12 protein-coding genes are annotated in these 16135 nt (G+C 66.3%); 9 read left to right on the top strand and 3 right to left on the bottom strand.

The features are described 5' to 3' along the window. The first annotated feature begins 373 nt into the window (after window positions 1-373). From ilvB to NY78_RS11680, 3 genes are all read left to right on the top strand, one after another. The gene (gene ilvB / locus NY78_RS11690; protein ID WP_043635937.1) at window positions 374-2053 is read left to right on the top strand and encodes a biosynthetic-type acetolactate synthase large subunit; all 1680 of its coding nucleotides are present in this window, start codon (window positions 374-376) and stop codon (window positions 2051-2053) included. Further along, window positions 2037-2348, top strand: a complete 312-nt coding sequence (locus NY78_RS11685; RefSeq protein WP_047960155.1) for a hypothetical protein — start codon at window positions 2037-2039, stop codon at window positions 2346-2348. Before ilvB ends, NY78_RS11685 begins: the two co-directional genes overlap by 17 nt. A gap of 69 nt (window positions 2349-2417) precedes the next feature. Beyond that, window positions 2418-3572 (top strand): PAS domain-containing sensor histidine kinase, encoded by a 1155-nt coding sequence (locus tag NY78_RS11680; protein WP_231583965.1) that lies wholly within the window; start codon window positions 2418-2420, stop codon window positions 3570-3572. Window positions 3573-3649: 77 nt separating this feature from the next. Here the strand turns inward: NY78_RS11680 and NY78_RS11675 are convergent, their stop codons facing one another. Both NY78_RS11675 and NY78_RS11670 read right to left on the bottom strand, forming a co-directional pair. After that, a complete protein-coding gene (locus NY78_RS11675; RefSeq protein WP_043635934.1) occupies window positions 3650-3955 on the bottom strand; it encodes a putative quinol monooxygenase in 306 nt (101 codons plus the stop codon). A gap of 75 nt (window positions 3956-4030) precedes the next feature. After that, the gene (locus NY78_RS11670) at window positions 4031-5638 is read right to left on the bottom strand and encodes an aldehyde dehydrogenase family protein (RefSeq protein WP_047960154.1); all 1608 of its coding nucleotides are present in this window, start codon (window positions 5636-5638) and stop codon (window positions 4031-4033) included. A gap of 180 nt (window positions 5639-5818) precedes the next feature. On the opposite strand from NY78_RS11670, the gene NY78_RS11665 reads away from it, so the two are divergent. From NY78_RS11665 to NY78_RS11650, 4 genes are all read left to right on the top strand, one after another. Next, on the top strand, window positions 5819-6499 hold the full coding sequence (locus tag NY78_RS11665; RefSeq protein ID WP_043635931.1) for a CerR family C-terminal domain-containing protein: 681 nt from the start codon (window positions 5819-5821) through the stop codon (window positions 6497-6499). Beyond that, window positions 6496-7701, top strand: a complete 1206-nt coding sequence (locus tag NY78_RS11660; protein ID WP_043635928.1) for an efflux RND transporter periplasmic adaptor subunit — start codon at window positions 6496-6498, stop codon at window positions 7699-7701. Before NY78_RS11665 ends, NY78_RS11660 begins: the two co-directional genes overlap by 4 nt. After that, window positions 7698-10814: an efflux RND transporter permease subunit gene (locus NY78_RS11655; RefSeq protein ID WP_043635926.1), complete on the top strand. Its 3117-nt coding sequence runs from the start codon at window positions 7698-7700 to the stop codon at window positions 10812-10814. The genes NY78_RS11660 and NY78_RS11655 overlap by 4 nt, the downstream gene beginning before the upstream one ends. A gap of 488 nt (window positions 10815-11302) precedes the next feature. Then, window positions 11303-12307, top strand: coding sequence for an HDOD domain-containing protein (locus tag NY78_RS11650; protein ID WP_197084238.1), 1005 nt, complete (start codon window positions 11303-11305; stop codon window positions 12305-12307). Between the two features lie 110 nt (window positions 12308-12417). Here the strand turns inward: NY78_RS11650 and NY78_RS11645 are convergent, their stop codons facing one another. Next, on the bottom strand, window positions 12418-13368 hold the full coding sequence (locus tag NY78_RS11645; protein ID WP_043635923.1) for a hypothetical protein: 951 nt from the start codon (window positions 13366-13368) through the stop codon (window positions 12418-12420). 227 nt (window positions 13369-13595) lie between these two features. On the opposite strand from NY78_RS11645, the gene ybgF reads away from it, so the two are divergent. Both ybgF and dprA read left to right on the top strand, forming a co-directional pair. Next, a complete protein-coding gene (gene ybgF, locus NY78_RS11640; RefSeq protein WP_043635921.1) occupies window positions 13596-14813 on the top strand; it encodes a tol-pal system protein YbgF in 1218 nt (405 codons plus the stop codon). Beyond that, entirely contained in the window at window positions 14810-16129 is a 1320-nt protein-coding gene (gene dprA, locus NY78_RS11635; RefSeq protein ID WP_043635919.1) for a DNA-processing protein DprA, read from the top strand. The genes ybgF and dprA overlap by 4 nt, the downstream gene beginning before the upstream one ends. The last annotated feature ends 6 nt before the right edge of the window (window positions 16130-16135 follow it).

The following is a 16135-nucleotide window of genomic DNA, read 5'->3' as shown; positions in this document are numbered from 1 at the left end:
GATGCTCCCCCCCGGCGGGGTTCGGGGCAGCGCCCCGATCTTTTGCCTCCCATCTCCCATCTCCCATCTCCCATCTTTCATCTTCCGCCGTCTGCCGCCCGTCGCTCTCATCCCCTTGACGAGCGGCCCGGCCCGCAGTAGATTTCACCCAACGATTTACCCCACCAAGGAAACCTTGCCATGACGACTGCCAACCGCGCCCAGCTAACCAGCTCTCTGCAGACGACTTGCGCGGTCGTAGTAGGCGTCGTTATCGCGGCGCCTTAGCGGGGAACCTTTCTTTTTTTGTGACAACCCAGCCCCCGCCGGCGCGCCGGTGGGGGCTTTTTTTGGGTCTGTCCACCGCGTGCCATGGGGCTTTACGGAGCCTTCAATGATACGGTTAACGGGTGCGCGCATCATTGCCCAGAGTCTTGTCCGCCACGGCATAACCGCTGTGGCCGGCATCCCTGGCGGGGCCAACCTGCCGCTTTTTGACGCCATTGCCGAGACGCCGGTGCGCATTGTTCTGGCCCGCCATGAACAGGGGGCCGGGTTTATCGCCCAGGGCATGGCCCGGGTGACCGGCCGGGCCCAGGCGTGTCTGGCCACCTCCGGTCCCGGCGTCATGAATCTGCTGACTGCCATAGCCGACGCCAAAGCTGATTCCGTGCCCCTGGTCTGTATTACAGGCCAGGTGCCTCGTGCCCTCCTGGGGACCGACGCCTTTCAGGAGGTGGACGTCTACGGCCTGACCATTCCCATCGCCAAACACAACATGCTGGTGCGCCGGGCAGCCGATCTGCCGCGCCTTATGGCCGAGGCCTTTGCCATAGCCGAGGCGGGGCGGCCGGGACCGGTGGTCATTGACGTGCCCCGGGACGTGCAGACCGAGGAAGCGGCCTTTGACGACTGGCCGACGGCCGACGGGCCGGCAGGTCCGGCGCTCCCCGGTCCGGCCGATCTGGCCTGGGCGGCTTCGCTTCTGGCCCGGTGTGAGCGGCCGCTCCTGTATTGCGGCGGCGGTGCGGCCCGGGCCGGGGAGCAGGTGGCGGCCCTGGCCGGGATGCTGGACGCGCCGGTGGTGACAACGCTCATGGGCCTTGGCCTGCTGCCGCCGGGCCACCCCAGGCATGCCGGCATGATCGGCATGCACGGCGCGCCGGCTGCCAACCATCTGCTGGCCCGCTGCGATATGCTGGTGGCCATCGGGGCGCGTTTTGACGACCGGGCCACCGGCGACGCCAAGCGGTTTTGTCCAGGGGCGTCGGTCATCCACATCGACATCGATCCGGCCGAACACCACAAGAACCGCCAGGCCCATGTGCCCCTGGCCGGTGATGCCGGGCGGATCCTGACCGCGCTCTTGCCGCTGGTTCCGGCCCGGCCGCGGCCGGAGTGGACCGCCATTCGAAAACGCCTGGCCCGGGAGCATCCCTTTGCCCTGCCCGGACTGGATGATCCGAAAAGCCCCTACGGGATGCTGGCGGCCGTGGCCGAAATGCTCGGCCCCCAAGCCGTCGTGGCCACCGACGTCGGCCAAAACCAGATGCGCGCCGCCCAGGCCTGGCCGTGCCATCTGCCGGGCAAGTTTCTCACCTCCGGCGGCCTTGGCACCATGGGCTTTGGCCTGCCGACGGCCATTGGCGCGGCCCTGGCCGATCCCGGCCGGCCGGTTGCCTGCGTCACCGGCGACGGCGGGCTTCTGATGAACGTGCAGGAGCTGGCCACGTTGGCCGAGCTTGGCCTGCCGGTCAAAATCCTGCTCATGGACAACGGCGTGCTGGGGCTGGTGCGCCAGCAGCAGGCGCTGTTTGTCGGCGGCCGCTACACCGCCTCGACCTTTGGCTGCCGGCCGGATTTCGTGGCCCTGGCCGCCTCCTTTGGCATTGCCGCCCTTGATCTCGAACCGTGCCGGGATGTCCGGTCGGTCCTGGCCGCCGCCCTGGCCGCGCCCGGGCCGGCGCTGGTGCGTCTGCCCGTCGACCCCGATGCCCATGTCTATCCCATGGTGCCGCCCGGCGCCGCCAACCATGAAATGATCCTGGAGAAACGCCATGCCCACGCCGAGTAACGATCACACACCCATTTCTGCTCCCCGGGCCGTGCTCGAACTGGCCACCCGCGATCCTCTGGCCGCCTTGCGCCATGTGGCGGCCTGTCTGGCCCGGCGTTCTCACGAACTGCTCGGTCTTTCCTGCGAACCCGGAGGGGCTGCGCCGGGAAGGCTCGTTGTGACCGTGGCCGACGACGGCCGTCTCGACCGGCTGGTCATGGAACTGCGTGGGCTGCCCGAGGTGTGCGGGGCGCGGCTGGCCGTGACGACAGGGGGCTGCGGGCTGCGGAGAGCGGGCACGGCTGCGGCCTGACGACGCTCTGGACGACCCTGACCGCCTGGGGTATGTGGCCTACGGCGGTTGCGGCCGTCTGGAGGTTGTATGGTGCACGCACGGCTTCTTGAGTCTTTTACGGCCGAGCGGACGCCGGGGCCAACGCTGGACCGGCAGGTCAGGCTTTTTGCGGAAAGTCCGGCTGTCGGCATCCTTGACCGGTTGCCCATGGGCGTAGCTGTTTTCAATACGTCGCGTCAGATTATCTATGCCAATGCCGCCTTTTGCACCTTGTCCGACACCGGGCGCGGCGTTGCCGACGTCATCGGGTTGCGGCTGGGTGATGCCTTGTCCTGTTTGGGGACGCAGTTCGAGGACGGGGTGTGCGGCTCGACGCAGTTGTGCCGTTCCTGCGGGGCGGCCAAGTCGTTGGCGGCGTCGCTTGCCGGGGCTGACGGCGCATCCGGCGATTGTTCCATCAGTCGTCAGGGTATCAAGCGCCTGGATAATCTGGATTTCCGGATCTGGATCTGGGCCTTGCGCCATGCCGGCGAGGCCTTTCATGTGGCCCTTATGTCCGACATCCGGGCGGAAAAGCGTCTCGATCTCATGGAGCGCATTTTCTACCATGACATCATGAACCTCGTTTCCGGGATGCAGGGCATCTGCGAACTCATGCGCGAGGAAGAGGAAGGGACACGAAACGCCGAACTCGATCTGCTGCTTTTCGCAGTGGAGCGCGTGACCGACCTCATCTTGTCCCAGCGCGACCTGAGCTTTGCCGAACGCGGCGACTACGAAGTGACGGTCAACAAGATGGGCACGCTGTCGCTTTTAACCGACATCACGTCGCTTATGCGCCGCGAATCGTCCTGCCGGGGCAAGACCCTGGTCATTTCGCCGGACAGCAGCGATGTTTTTTTCGCCTCGGATCGCAAGCTTCTGACCCGTATCCTGGTCAACATGCAGAAAAACGCCCTGGAAGCCACGGCAGCCGGCGGGACGGTGACCGTGGGATGCGGGCGGCAGGACGGGCAGGTGCGGTTTTGGGTGCACAATGCCGGGGTCGTGGCCGAAGAAGCGCGGCCGCAGATTTTTCGCCGGACCTTTTCCACCAAGGGCCGGGGCCGGGGGCTTGGCACCTACGGCACCAAGCTTTTCGCCGAGAGCTATCTGGGCGGCACGGTGGGCTTTACCTCGGAGGCAACGGACGGCACCGTGTTTTACGTGCTGCTCCCTGGCGGGGAGCCGGCAATCGGCTAAGCCGCCCTGGCGGGGAGGGGGATTTTTCGGACCGGCCGCGGCGTCTTTGGACGCGCGGCCGGTTTTTTTGCAGTCGGCTAGAAGCCGGGAATTTCGTTAAAAAGCGTCACGGACATGGGGGTCGCCAGCAGCCCGGGGGCGGCGGCCTTGAAGCCGTTTAAGTGCGGCGTGTCGAGGTGGGCGGCCAGCAGTTCCTTGGTCGCCCAGGCCTCGACCAGGACGAATTCGCCGGGACGCTGGGTGGATTCGTAGAGGTCGTAGGCGATGTAGCCGGGATCTTTCTGGGTCGGGGCGATAAGGCCGGTGATGGCGGTTTTCAGCGCGGCTTCCTGGCCGGGTTTGGCCACGAATTTGGCCACGACGTGCACGGTGTTTGCTGCCATGGAGTCCTCCTCTCAGATTGGTTCCAAGTATGCTTGGGGTTAGGCTCTTTTCCCCGGCTGGTCAACGGGCGGGGCCTAGAACAGGAAGTCTGTCGACAGGAAATTGGACTGGCGAAACTTCACGATGTTGGTCAACAACTCCTTGTTTTGGGCCGAGCCCTTGGCCGCAACCAGGGTGCGGATGGAAAAGGCCCGCAAGGCGTCGGACACCGAGAGCGTGCCTTCGGCCGAATCCTTGCGGCCGGTGAACGGAAAGGTGTCCGGGCCGCGCTGGCATTGGCAATTGATGTTGACCCGGCAGACCTGGTTGACCATGGGATCAATCAGCGCAGCCACGGCCTCGGGATCGGTCCCAAAGATGCTCACCTGCTGGCCGTAGGGCGAGGCCGCCACCGCTTTGGCCGCTGTCTCCACCTCGGCAAAGGAGGCCACCGGCACAACCGGGCCGAATTGTTCCTCTTCATGAAGCCGCATCCCCGGGGTCACTCCGGCCACCAGGGCCGGGTAGACCAGGGTGCGTTCGGTCGTGCCGCCAAGCGGATTGGCCACCTGGGCGCCCCGGGCCGTGGCCTCGGCCACCATGGCCGACAGGGCTTCTGGTTTTCCCGGCACGGGCAGGGGCGTTATGCGGACGTTTTCCTGCCAGGGCAGGCCCATGGGCAGGGCGGCGATGCGTTCGCTCATGCGGGCGAGAAATTCCTCCAGCCGGGATTCGTGGACGTAAAAGAGCTTGAGCGCCGTGCAGCGCTGGCCGTTAAAGGAGAGCGCCCCGGCCACGGCCTCGGCGGACGTCAGTTCCATGTCGGCGCAGGGCAGGACAATGCCCACGTTTTTGGCGTCCAGGCCAAGGACGCAACGCAGCCGGTGGGGGGCAGGGTGGTGGCGGCGCAGGGCGTCGGCGGCCTGGCTTGAGCCGATAAAGGCCAGGACGCTGATTGTGCCCGAGGCCAGGGCCGGGATGGCCACGCGCCGGCCGCCGAAAAGGATGTTTATGACGCCCGGGGGAAACGAGGCGGCAAAGGCTTCGAGTAGCGGGGCGTAGAGCAGTTTGCCGATGCGCGGGGTCTTGACGATGACCGGGTTGCCCATGATCAGGGCCGGAATAAGCGTGGTGAAGGTTTCGTTGAGCGGATAGTTGTAGGGTCCCATGCACAGGACAGGCCCCAGCGGGGCGCGGCGGATCTGGGCGTAAATGCCCGATTCGATGACAAACCGCGAAGAGGCCCGGTCGAGGTCTTTGAGCGCCTCCACCGTGGCCAGGATATATTCCACCGTGCGGTCGAACTCGGCCCGGCAGTCGGCCAGCGGTTTGCAGATTTCCCAGGCCATAAGGCCCACCACCGTGTCGCGTACGGCCGCCATGCGCCGGGCAAAGGCTTCGACATGGGCGATGCGTCGGGCCACGCTCATGGTGGGCCACGCACCCCGGCCATCGTTCCAGGCCGCGCTGACGGCCTCCACGGCGGCCAGGGATTCGGACTCGGTCAGATCGGGACAAAATCCCAGCATCGCCGGTGCGTTGCCAACGTAGATCGGAGAGGTCACGGTCTGCATGGGACCGGACCAGGAGAGCAGTTCGCCGCCGATCAAATAGCGGCGTTCTTCAAACGGGGACAGGGCGCAGGCGGCGGGTACGTCTCCGGCGTCCGGGGAAAAGCCCTGCGGCAGGCTGGGTTGCGACATGAAACCTCCCTGCTCCGGCGCATTTCGCGTCCGGATGCGGTATGTCGGAAATGACATAGTGAACGTCCTGGCCGGCATGTCAAGTCTGTAACCAGACCCCGTCTGTGTGCGAAAGTATTGACCGCTTTGGCGTTCCCTCGTATTTTCAATGCGAACACATGCTTGACGCAAGGCGGCCAGATGACCAGCAGCGGTCGTGAAGACGAAACCCGGATGCGGCTTCTGGACGCTGCCGGCGAGATTTTTTCCGGCAAGGGATTTCACGCCGCCACCGTTCGTGAGATAACGAAGGTCGCCAAGGCCAACGTCGCCGCCATCCATTACCATTTTGGCAGCAAGGACCGGCTCTATCAGGCCGTTCTGGAACATGCCCACAACGAGGCGTTGCGCCGCTATCCCCCGGACATGGGGCTGGCCGGCAACGCCACAGCCGAGGTGCGCCTTTTCGCCTATGTGCGCGCCCTGCTCCTGCGGCTGGCCGACAAGGGCCGCCATGCCTGGTTTTTCCGGTTGATGGCCCGGGAGATGGCCGATCCCACGCCCCAACTGGCGGCGGTGGTCGAACGCAGTCTCGCCCCGGCCAATGCCGTGCTGCGGGCCATCGTGGCCGAGTTGCTCGGCCCCGGAGCCGACCCCCTGGCCATTGCCCGCTGCGCCCAGAGCGTGGTTGGACAGTGCCGCCATTTCTCCATCGACCGGCCGGTGCTGACGCGTCTGCATCCCGGCAATGACCCGGGGCAGGGCGGCATCGACGCCGTGGCTCGGCATATTACCCGTTTTTCCCTGGCTGCTTTGCACAACTACCAAGTCTGTGACTTTACCCCGCCCCACCTGGAACCCCACGTAGGAGATCTGTTTTGAGTCGCAATCCTCTCCTTCGCGCCGCTCTCGCGGCGCTTCTTTTTTGTCTGTGCTCGTGCAGCGGTGGAGAACAAAAAAACGCCCGCGATACCCGGCCCGCCCCGGTGATGGCCGTCCCGGCCCGGGCGGCCAACGTGCCGGTGGTCATTAAGGCCGTTGGCAATGTGGAACCCATGGCCACGGTGGCCGTCAAACCGCAGGTCGGCGGAGCCATCGTGGCCCAGCTTGTCCATGACGGCGCCCAGGTGGCCAAGGGCGACGTGCTCTTTCGCATTGATCCCCGGCCCTTTGAACTGGCCATCCGGGAGTCCCAGGCCAAGCTCGAACGCGACAAGGCGCTGCTGATCAAGGCCGATGAAGACCTCAAACGCTATGTCACCCTCAAGGCCAAGGACGTGGTGGCCCAGGAGCAGTACGACCAGACCTATGCCGCGGCCAAGACCCTGGACGGCACCATCAAACTCAATCAGGCCAGTCTGGACCGCTCCAAGCTCGATCTCGAATACGCCGAGGTCCGCGCCCCCATTGCCGGCCGGGTCGGCACCGTGATGCTCACCACCGGCAACGTGGTCAAGGCCAACGAGGCGGTGGCCTGCGTCATCAATCAGATCAGCCCGATCTTTATTTCCTTTTCCATCCCCGAGCGCTATCTGTCGGCGGTCATGGCCCGGCAGAAAAAAGGCCCTCTGGAGATTACCGCCTCGGCCCCGGGCGAGCTTGAGACCCAACCGGTCCGAGCCTCCATTGCCTCGGTGGACAACGCCGTGGACACCAAAACCGGCACCATCCGCTTGAAAGCCCTGGCCCAAAACGCCGACCATCGCCTGTGGCCCGGCCAGTTCGTGCGGGTGGGCCTGACCATTGCGGAACTGGACAACGCCGTGGTCATTCCCACCCAGGCGTTGCTCGACGGCGTCACCGGACCCTATGTCTATGTCATCGGGACCGACGGCAAGGCCGAAGCGAGGCGCGTCACTCCCGGGCCGATCGTCGATGCCGACACGGTCGTGGAAAAGGGGCTGGCTGCCGGCGAAATGGTGGTCACCGACGGGCAGGTGCGTCTGGCCCCGGGAGCCAAGGCCGAAATCAAGGGAGCGGCCGGGGCCGACGCCAAACCGACCGACGCCCAAAAAGCCGACGCCCCAAAGGCCGACGCCCAAAAAGCCGATGCCAAGCCGGCCGGCGAAGGGGCCAAACAGTGAACCCGGCCTCGATCTTCATCACCCGGCCGGTCATGACCACCCTGGTCATGTCCGCCATCCTCATCTTCGGCGTCATGGCCTACAACCGGCTGCCGGTGTCCGATCTGCCCAACGTTGATTTCCCCACCATCGAGGTGCGCGTCTCCCTGCCCGGGGCCAGCCCCGAGACCATGGCCGCAGCCGTGGCCAACCCGCTGGAAAAGCAGTTTTCCACCATCGCGGGCCTGGATTCCATGACCTCGATCAACACCCTCGGTTCGACCCGCATCACCATGCAGTTTGCCCTGGACCGCAACATCGACGCCGCCTCCCTGGATGTGCAGTCGGCCATGACCACGGCCGGCAAGGACCTGCCCGACGATCTGCCCTCGCCGCCGTCGTTTCGCAAGGTCAACCCGGCCGATTCGCCGATCCTGTATCTGGCCATTTCCTCGGCCGTCATGCGCGCCTCCGACGTCAACGAGTTCGCGGAGAACATGATGGCCCAGCGCATATCCATGGTGCCGGGCGTGGCCCAGGTGTCGGTGTACGGCTCGAAGAAATACGCCGTGCGCATTCAGCTCGACCCCGAGGCCATGGCCGCCAAGGGGATTGGCGTGGACGAGGCCTCCGAGGCCGTCAAGCGCGGCAACGTCAACCTGCCCGTCGGCACGGTGTCCGGCCCGGCCCGGGAATATACCGTGCGTTCCAGCGGCAAGCTCATGGACGCCGCCAGCTATCGCCCGCTGATCGTGGCCTGGAAAAACGGTTCGCCGGTGCGGCTGGGGGAAATCGCCAACGTCGCCGACTCCGTGGAGGAAACGCGGCGGCTCAACTGGTTTTCCGGCACCCCGGGCATGGTGTTGGCCGTGCAGCGCCAGCCCGGCACCAACACCGTGGAAGTGGTGGACGCGGTCAAAAAGCTTTTGCCCCACTTCCAGGCCCAGTTGCCGGCCTCGGTGTCGCTGCGCGTCCTGTACGACCGCTCGACCTCGATCCGGGAATCCGTGGCCGACGTGAAGTTCACCCTGGTGCTCACGGTCTGCCTCGTGGTCATGGTCATCTTCCTGTTTCTGCGCAACATCCCGGCCACCGTCATCCCCAGCCTGGCCCTGCCCATGTCCGTTGTCGGCACCTTTGCCGTCATGTACCAGCTGGGTTTTAGTCTCGATAACATCTCGCTTATGGCCCTGACTCTGTCCGTGGGCTTTGTGGTGGACGACGCCATTGTCATGCTCGAAAACATCGTGCGCCACATGGAAATGGGCAAAACGCCCTTAGCCGCCGCCATGGAAGGCTCCCGGGAGATCAGCTTCACCATTGTCTCCATGACCATCTCCCTGGCTGCCGTCTTTTTGCCGGTCTTTTTCATGGGCGGCGTGGTGGGGCGGCTCTTTCACGAATTCGCCGTCACCATCATGGTGTCGATTCTCATCTCCGGATTCGTGTCCATTTCGCTGACCCCCATGTTGTGCAATCTGGTGCTGCGGCCCCATGTCAACGAGGGCCACGGCCGGGTCTACAACGCCATCGAAGGGGCCTTTAACGGGCTGCGCGACGCCTACGACGTCTCCCTGCGCTTTGTGTTGCGCCATCATGCCGCCACCATGCTCTTTTCCCTGGCGCTGCTCGGCGTCACGGTGTGGCTCTTTGGAGCCATTCCCAAGGGCTTTTTGCCCAGCGAGGACACCGGCCAGTTAGCGGTGACCACCGAGGCCGAGGAAGGCGTGGCCTTTGACGTCATGACCGAGCGCCAGCAGCGCCTCAATGCCATCTTGCAAAAAGACCCGGACATTGGCGAATTCATGTCCGTGATCGGTCCGGGCGGTCCCAACAATACCACCAACAACGGCAGGCTGATGCTGTCGCTCAAGCCCCTGCACGAACGCAAGGCCAGCGCTGATGAGGTCATGCAGCGGCTTCGCCGCGAGTTCGCCGAGGTGCCGGGCTTGCGTTCCTATCTGCAAAACCCCCCGCCCATCCGTATTGGCGGCCGGGCCTCCAAGGGCCAGTACCAGTTCACCTTGCAGGCCACCAACACCGACGAGCTTTTCGCCGCCGCCTCGGCTTTCGAAATCAAACTGCGCGGTCTCGACGGCATCCAGGACGTCTCCAGCGATCTGCAGATCAAAAACCCCGAGCTTCGCATCGACATCGACCGCGACAAGGCGTCGGCCCTGGGCATCAGCGCCTACCAGATCGAAAACGCCCTGGCCACGTCCTACGGCAACCGCCAGATCTCGACCATTTACGCCCCCAACGACACCTATCAGGTCATCATGGAGCTGGCCTCGGCCTATCAGGCCAACCCCGAAGCCCTGTCCATGCTCTATGTGCGCTCAAGCGACGGCCAGCTCGTGCCCCTGGATACCCTGATCGCCCGCACGGTTGCGGTGGGGCCGCTGTCCATCAACCATTCCGGCCAGACCCCGTCGGTGACCATCTCCTTTAACCTGCGCCCAGGGGCGTCGCTGGGCTCGGTGGTGGACGCCATCGAAAGCACGGCCCGGCGCGAACTGCCGGCCTCGGTCTTCACGAGCTTCCAGGGCGAGGCCCAGGCCTTCCAGAGTTCGCTGACCGGCCTGTCCGTTCTGTTGGGCATGGCCGTGCTCGTCATCTACATCGTCCTTGGCATCCTCTATGAGAGCTTCATCCATCCCCTGACCATCCTTTCCGGCCTGCCCTCGGCCGGGGTCGGGGCCTTGGCCACGCTCATGCTCTTTGGCATGGACCTCAATATCTACGGCTTTGTCGGCATCATCATGCTTATTGGCATTGTTAAGAAAAACGCCATCATGATGATCGACTTTGCCCTGGAGAGCCAGCGCGGCCAGCATATCCCGGCCCGGGAGGCCATCTATCAGGGAGCGCTGGTGCGCTTTCGCCCCATCATGATGACCACCATGGCGGCGCTGATGGGGACGTTGCCCATTGCCCTGGGGTTTGGGGCCGGGGCGGCGGCGCGGCGGCCGCTCGGACTTTGCGTGGTGGGGGGGCTGGTCGTGTCCCAGCTTTTGACCCTCTATTTCACGCCGGTCTATTACATCTATCTCGATGCCTTGCAGGAGTGGCTGAAAAAACGCTTGGGCGGCTCCAAACCCAGTTCGGCTGTCGTCCCCGGCCCAGCTTCGTAGCGTCCCGGTCTGTCGCGTTTGGACAATCCTCCCGCGCTGATTGCGTGTTATGCGGGCGTCATGAAGTCCACGCGGGAGAGTCGATTCTCTCCGGCACAGGGGGCGTTTGCGCCTTCGAAACGGCCCAAGTCCTTTCACTTGCTTTTCCCTTTGCCGGCGGCCGGGAGCGTATCCCCCCAGGCCGCCGGGGCATTCCCAGTCGTCCTGTGGGCGGCCGGGCCGGCGCAGCAGATCCCGGAAGCCCCGGGCAGCGTGCTGGTTGACCGACGAATGGTGCGTTTCTGAGCCAACGGTCGGGTTGACGGAGACGTGGCCATTTTGGTCGATTGACGCGCAACAGGGGCGGCTTGGCCGCTGTGGCCTGCATGCAGTGGGAATTTTGGGTTCTGGTTGGCCTGCTCGTTGGAGCAGGCCTTGGTGTTGGCATGGCCTTGCGGCGGCGAAACCGGGCGTCCGTTTCGGAGACTGCCAGCGAAGCAGGGGCAGGCTTGGCCCGGGCGACGGGGGCGGGCCGACGGGTTTCGGCCGGTCCGCCCCGGACACTGCGCACTGGAGAGGGCGAGGCGGTGCTTGAGCGCCTGGGCCTTGGGCTGGCCCGGCTCTACGACGAACCGGACGCCGCGGCCGGGCGGGAACACCGGTTCTTTGCCGCCAGCGGCAGGAGCCTGCCGCCGGGCATCGCCGCCGCAGTCCGGCAGGTGAGCCAGGATGCCGCCAGCGGGTCGCTCCTGCCCCGCTTAAGCAATCCCCGGACCAGTCTGGGGGCCGTGGTCGATCTCGTGGCCGCCAACCCGGTCCTGGCCGGCAATGTCTTGAAAATCGCCAACAGTCCGCTCTATGGCCTGCGCGCCGAGATTGCCGCCGTGGAGCAGGCCGTCGCCGTGGTTGGCCTGGGCAACGTGCGCGCCCTGGTCTTTGCCGAACTGCTGGAGCGGGCCGAAGTCCCGGGCGGCCCGACGCGACCGGCCCGGGGGGCCATGTGGGCGCATATGGCCAAGACGGCCGTCCTGGCCCGGCGCATTGCCCCGGCCTTTGCCGGACTCGACGCCGGCGTGGCCTACACCGCCGGGCTCCTGCACGACGTCGGCAAGCTGACCCTGCCGGCCGCCGGACAATCTGCCGCTCCCTGGCGTCCGCCGGCCGAGCTGGCGGCGTACGGCGTTCACCACGGTCTGGCCGGGTATGCCGTGTGCGGCGGTTTTGACCTGCCGGGAAACCTGTCCCAGGCCGTGTGCCTGCACCATGCCCCGTCCTGGGTGGAAATTGAGGACCTGGAGGCCGGGCTGGCCGATATCCGGCTGGCGCTGGCCGTCGGCATGGCCGACACGCTGGCCCTGTCCCTGGATGGCTGCGATCCGGGGCGCCTGCTGCCGCTGTGCCATTCCTACCGGTTTTTAATCAACGAACCGATCCTGGCCGAGGCGCTGGCCGATCCGGCTTTGGCTGTCGAACTGTCCCGGGCGACGGCCCTGGTGCGGGTGTCCCGGAGTTGACGCCGGGCTGCTTCGCCAGACAAAAAAACGCGCAACCAGCCGGCTGGTTGCGCGTTGCCTGGAAGCGTTCGGCCGCGTTGTGGGTTCGGTTCCTTGGCGTTACGGGATGGTCACGGCAGGATGCTGCCGGCCAGCCCCGGGACGACAAGCCCGGTCAGGCCGGCGCACAGGCCGGTCAGGGCCAGGAGCGAGCCAAGAAAACCGGCGACGAGCAGGATCTTATGGCGCAGGGCGTTTTCCTGGGGCATGATAAATCCCAGGCAGACCAGGGTGAGCAGCACGCCGGTGCCGTACAGGCCCAGGGAGACGGCCAGCCTGGTCGTCAGTTCGCCGGCCAGGGGCATGAGGGCAAGACCGAGCCAGCCTACGGCGACCAGGGCCAGGGCATGGCCGACGAAGCCGATCCGGGCCGACAGGCGCAGGGTGAAATTATAGTAGTCGCGGCCAAAATCGTCCTTGTCGCGCCGCCACACCAGCCACGCGCCGGTAAACGTCCCGGCCAGACCGAGGGACAAGGCCAAGCCCAGGGCGAACAGACGCCAGACCAGTGAATTGCCCGGCGGCAGCAGGAAGGCCGGACCCGTTGCCGGGGGAAGCAGGAGCGCCAAGGGACGGGCGGCGGCCAGCCCGACGTACAGGGCGGCCCACAGGAGCAGCGTGGTGGTCAGGCCAATGGCTCCGTGCAGGGTTTTTTGGGCCTTGAGCCGCTGCCACGAGCCGCGATAGGTCAGAAAGGCAAGGGCTCCGGCCAGCACCGTCCCGGCCACGGCGGCCAGGGGAAAGGGCAGGCCGAGATAGTAGGGGGCTTTGGCCGGGGCCAGGAGCCACAGCGCCGCCAAAGAGACTATAAGGACGATAAAGACCCACAAGCCGCCAAGCAGGGCGAAGGTGGCGGTCTGTTGGCCAAACTTGTCGGTGAAGATTTTCAGCCGCTTGACCTTGCTGAGGCCCACAAGCGACGTGATAAGCGGAATGCCTGCGCCGGCCAGAGCCAGACCCAGGTGTATGGCAAAAAGGAGCATGGCCGCCCAGAAGACGGCAGCGCGGACAGCCTCGGGCATGGGGAGCGTTCTCCTTTCGGCCTGTAGGTTCGGTGCGGGTGGCGCGGCCGGTCCGGCTTGATGCGGAACCGGCTTTGCAGACGGCTTTTGCCCTAATTTTGCGAGAGATGCAACAAAGCCGGGCGGCTGTGTCGGCATTGACCAAGAATCGGCTTGCGAAAAGCGGCCCTGTGACGTAGTTGCTGGTGGAACGTGAAAGGATGTAAAGCGTTAGGATTGATGCGTCCATGAAGCGTACGACACTGCTTATGGGGCTGGTTGCCCTGTGCCTGACCGGCCTGCTTGGTGCTTGCGGGCCGGGCAATACGCTTGCTGTGGGCAAGGGCAGCGAGGATTTTCGCCTCAAGGCCATTGAAGCCAATCTGCAAAAAGCCCAGGACGATCTCAAGGCCCTCTCCGGGCAGCAGCAGCAAAACGACGCCAAACTGGCCGATATCCATAAACAACTGGGTGCAATCCGCACGGTTCTCGAAGGCCAGGGCGTCAAACTGCCGGCCCCCGGGGCCAGGGGCAGTGCGCTTGGCGTCGGCTTTGCCCATCCCGGCGAGGCGGTCGCGCCGGAGCCGGCAACTGCCGCTGCCGCCGCTGCCGAGCCGTCCCCGGCTGTCCCGGGCGCGCCGGGTCCGGGCGTCCCTGGCGCACCCGGCGGCCATAGCCCGGCCATGGGAGCTCCGGCTGGTCAGCCAAACGGCCTGCCGCCCCGGCCGGCGCCCGCTGCGGCCACACGCTCCACGCCTCCTCCCTCGGCTGCCGAGATGCGCGGCCGGCATGGCGGCCGGGTCGGTCCGCCCGAGACGCCGGCCACCCCGGAAGCGGCCATAGCTGCGGATCGCGTCGAGGCCGGGCCGGGACCAAGGCCGGCTACCGCCCCGGTTGCGACGGCTCAAGCGCCTGCGGCTGCTCAAGCGACGCCACCGTCCCCGACTGTTCCGACTGCCGCTCCTGCCGCGGCCGCGCCGTCGCCGGTTGCGGCCGAGACGCCGCCAGGGCCAAAGGCCGAGGAACCGGCCGCGACGCCGGGCTCCAAGGGGTCCGGCCCCGCCCCAGGCTATGCTGATACAGCCACCCCGGCCCAGAAAGCCGAGTATAACAGAGCCTTGCAACTGGCTATCAACGGCCGCGCAGCCGAGGCCAAGGCCGCCTTTGACCAGTTTCTGGCCGCCAATCCCGCCAGCCCCCTCACGCCCAATGCCCTGTATTGGGTTGGCGAAGGGGCCTTTGCCCGGGGTGATTACCAGACCGCCATCGCGGATTTCGACAAGGTGGCCAAGGGCTGGCCCGGCCATCACAAGGCCGCGGATTCGCTCTATAAGATGGCCATGGCCCAGGAAAAGGCCGGGGATGTGCCGGCGGCCCGGGCCAGCCTGGAACGCTATCTCAAAGACTATCCCAATGCCGAACTCGCCGGCGTGGCCCGCCAGAAGCTCCAGGCCCTGCCCAAATGACCGACCCGGTTGTGCCGAGCGCCCCCCCGGAGGCCTGGACCGCCGACGCAGGGTTCGTGGCCGAATGCCTGGCCTGCCTGCGCCTGCGCCATCAGGCCGGCGTCGGGCCGCGCACCATCAAACGCATTTTCGACCGCTACCCCAGTGCGGTCGCCGCCCTGGCCGAGGCTCGTTCGTTTGGTCCGCAAGGGCTGTGCGACGATGCCGCCGCCGGTTCCCTGGCCCGGGGCCTGACCACCCCGGCGGCCGAGGCCGAATTGTCGGCCGCTGCGGCCAAGGGGCTGACCCCGCTGCCGTATTTTCATGCCGCCTATCCCTCGCGGCTGCGTGAGCTGCCTGATCCGCCGGCTGTCCTTTACGTCATCGGCGACGCGTGTCTTTTGGCCGGCCCCTGCGTGGCCATGGTCGGGGCGCGCCAGTGTTCGCGCTACGGCTTCGGCGCAGCCTACGATTTCGCCGTGGGCCTGTCTGCGGCCGGCATCACCGTGGTCTCCGGGTTGGCCTACGGCATCGACCGGCAGGCCCATCTCGGCGGCTTGGCCGGGCCGGGCCGGTCGGTGGCGGTTCTCGGCACCGGCCTCGATCTGGTCTACCCCGACGCCAATCTCGACGTGTGGCGGGAGCTGGCCGCCGGCGGGGCCATTATCAGCGAATTCGCCCCGGGCACCCCGCCCCGGGCCGCCAATTTTCCGGTCAGAAACCGCATCATCGCCGGCCTGTCCCTGGGCGTCATGGTGGTGGAGGCGGCCGACCGTTCCGGCAGCCTCATCACCGCCCGTCTGGCCCTGGAACAGGGGCGCGAGGTCTTTGCCCTGCCCGGGCCGGTCAACCTGCCGACCTTTTCCGGCTGCCACGCCCTGCTTTCCCAGGGGGCGCGGCTGGTGCAGTCGGCCGGGGACATCGTGTCCGGTCTGGCCCGGGAGCTGGCGCCCTATGTGGACGCCCCCCGTCCCGTGCCGCCGGGACGCCCGGCCAGGACGCCGGCCCCGGCCTCAGTCGCGGCTCCAGCCCCTCGGCCGGCTCCCAGAAGGGCTTCCCCGGCTGGGGCCAAAGCGGCTCCCCAGGCCGGACCGGCCGGACTTTTGGCCCCCAGGCCTGCCTCCCGGCCGGCTCCGGGCCTGCCCGAGGGGCTTGGGTCGGTGGAGGCCGGCGTCCTGACGCTCTTGGCCGACGGGGCCAAGCACCACATCGACGCCATGGGCACGGTCTTGTCCGTGGCCGCCAAGGATTTGAGCAGTGCGCTCGTCCTGCTGGAACTCAAGGGTCTTGTGCGGAAATGGCCGGGCATGTACTACACCGGTGAAGCGCAAGGATAACCCGGA

It is taken from the genome of Desulfovibrio sp. TomC, from assembly GCF_000801335.2.
Lineage (GTDB): Bacteria > Desulfobacterota > Desulfovibrionia > Desulfovibrionales > Desulfovibrionaceae > Solidesulfovibrio.
Note: the sequence above shows the minus strand (reverse complement) of the source record. Positions and strands in the feature narration are given on the sequence as shown.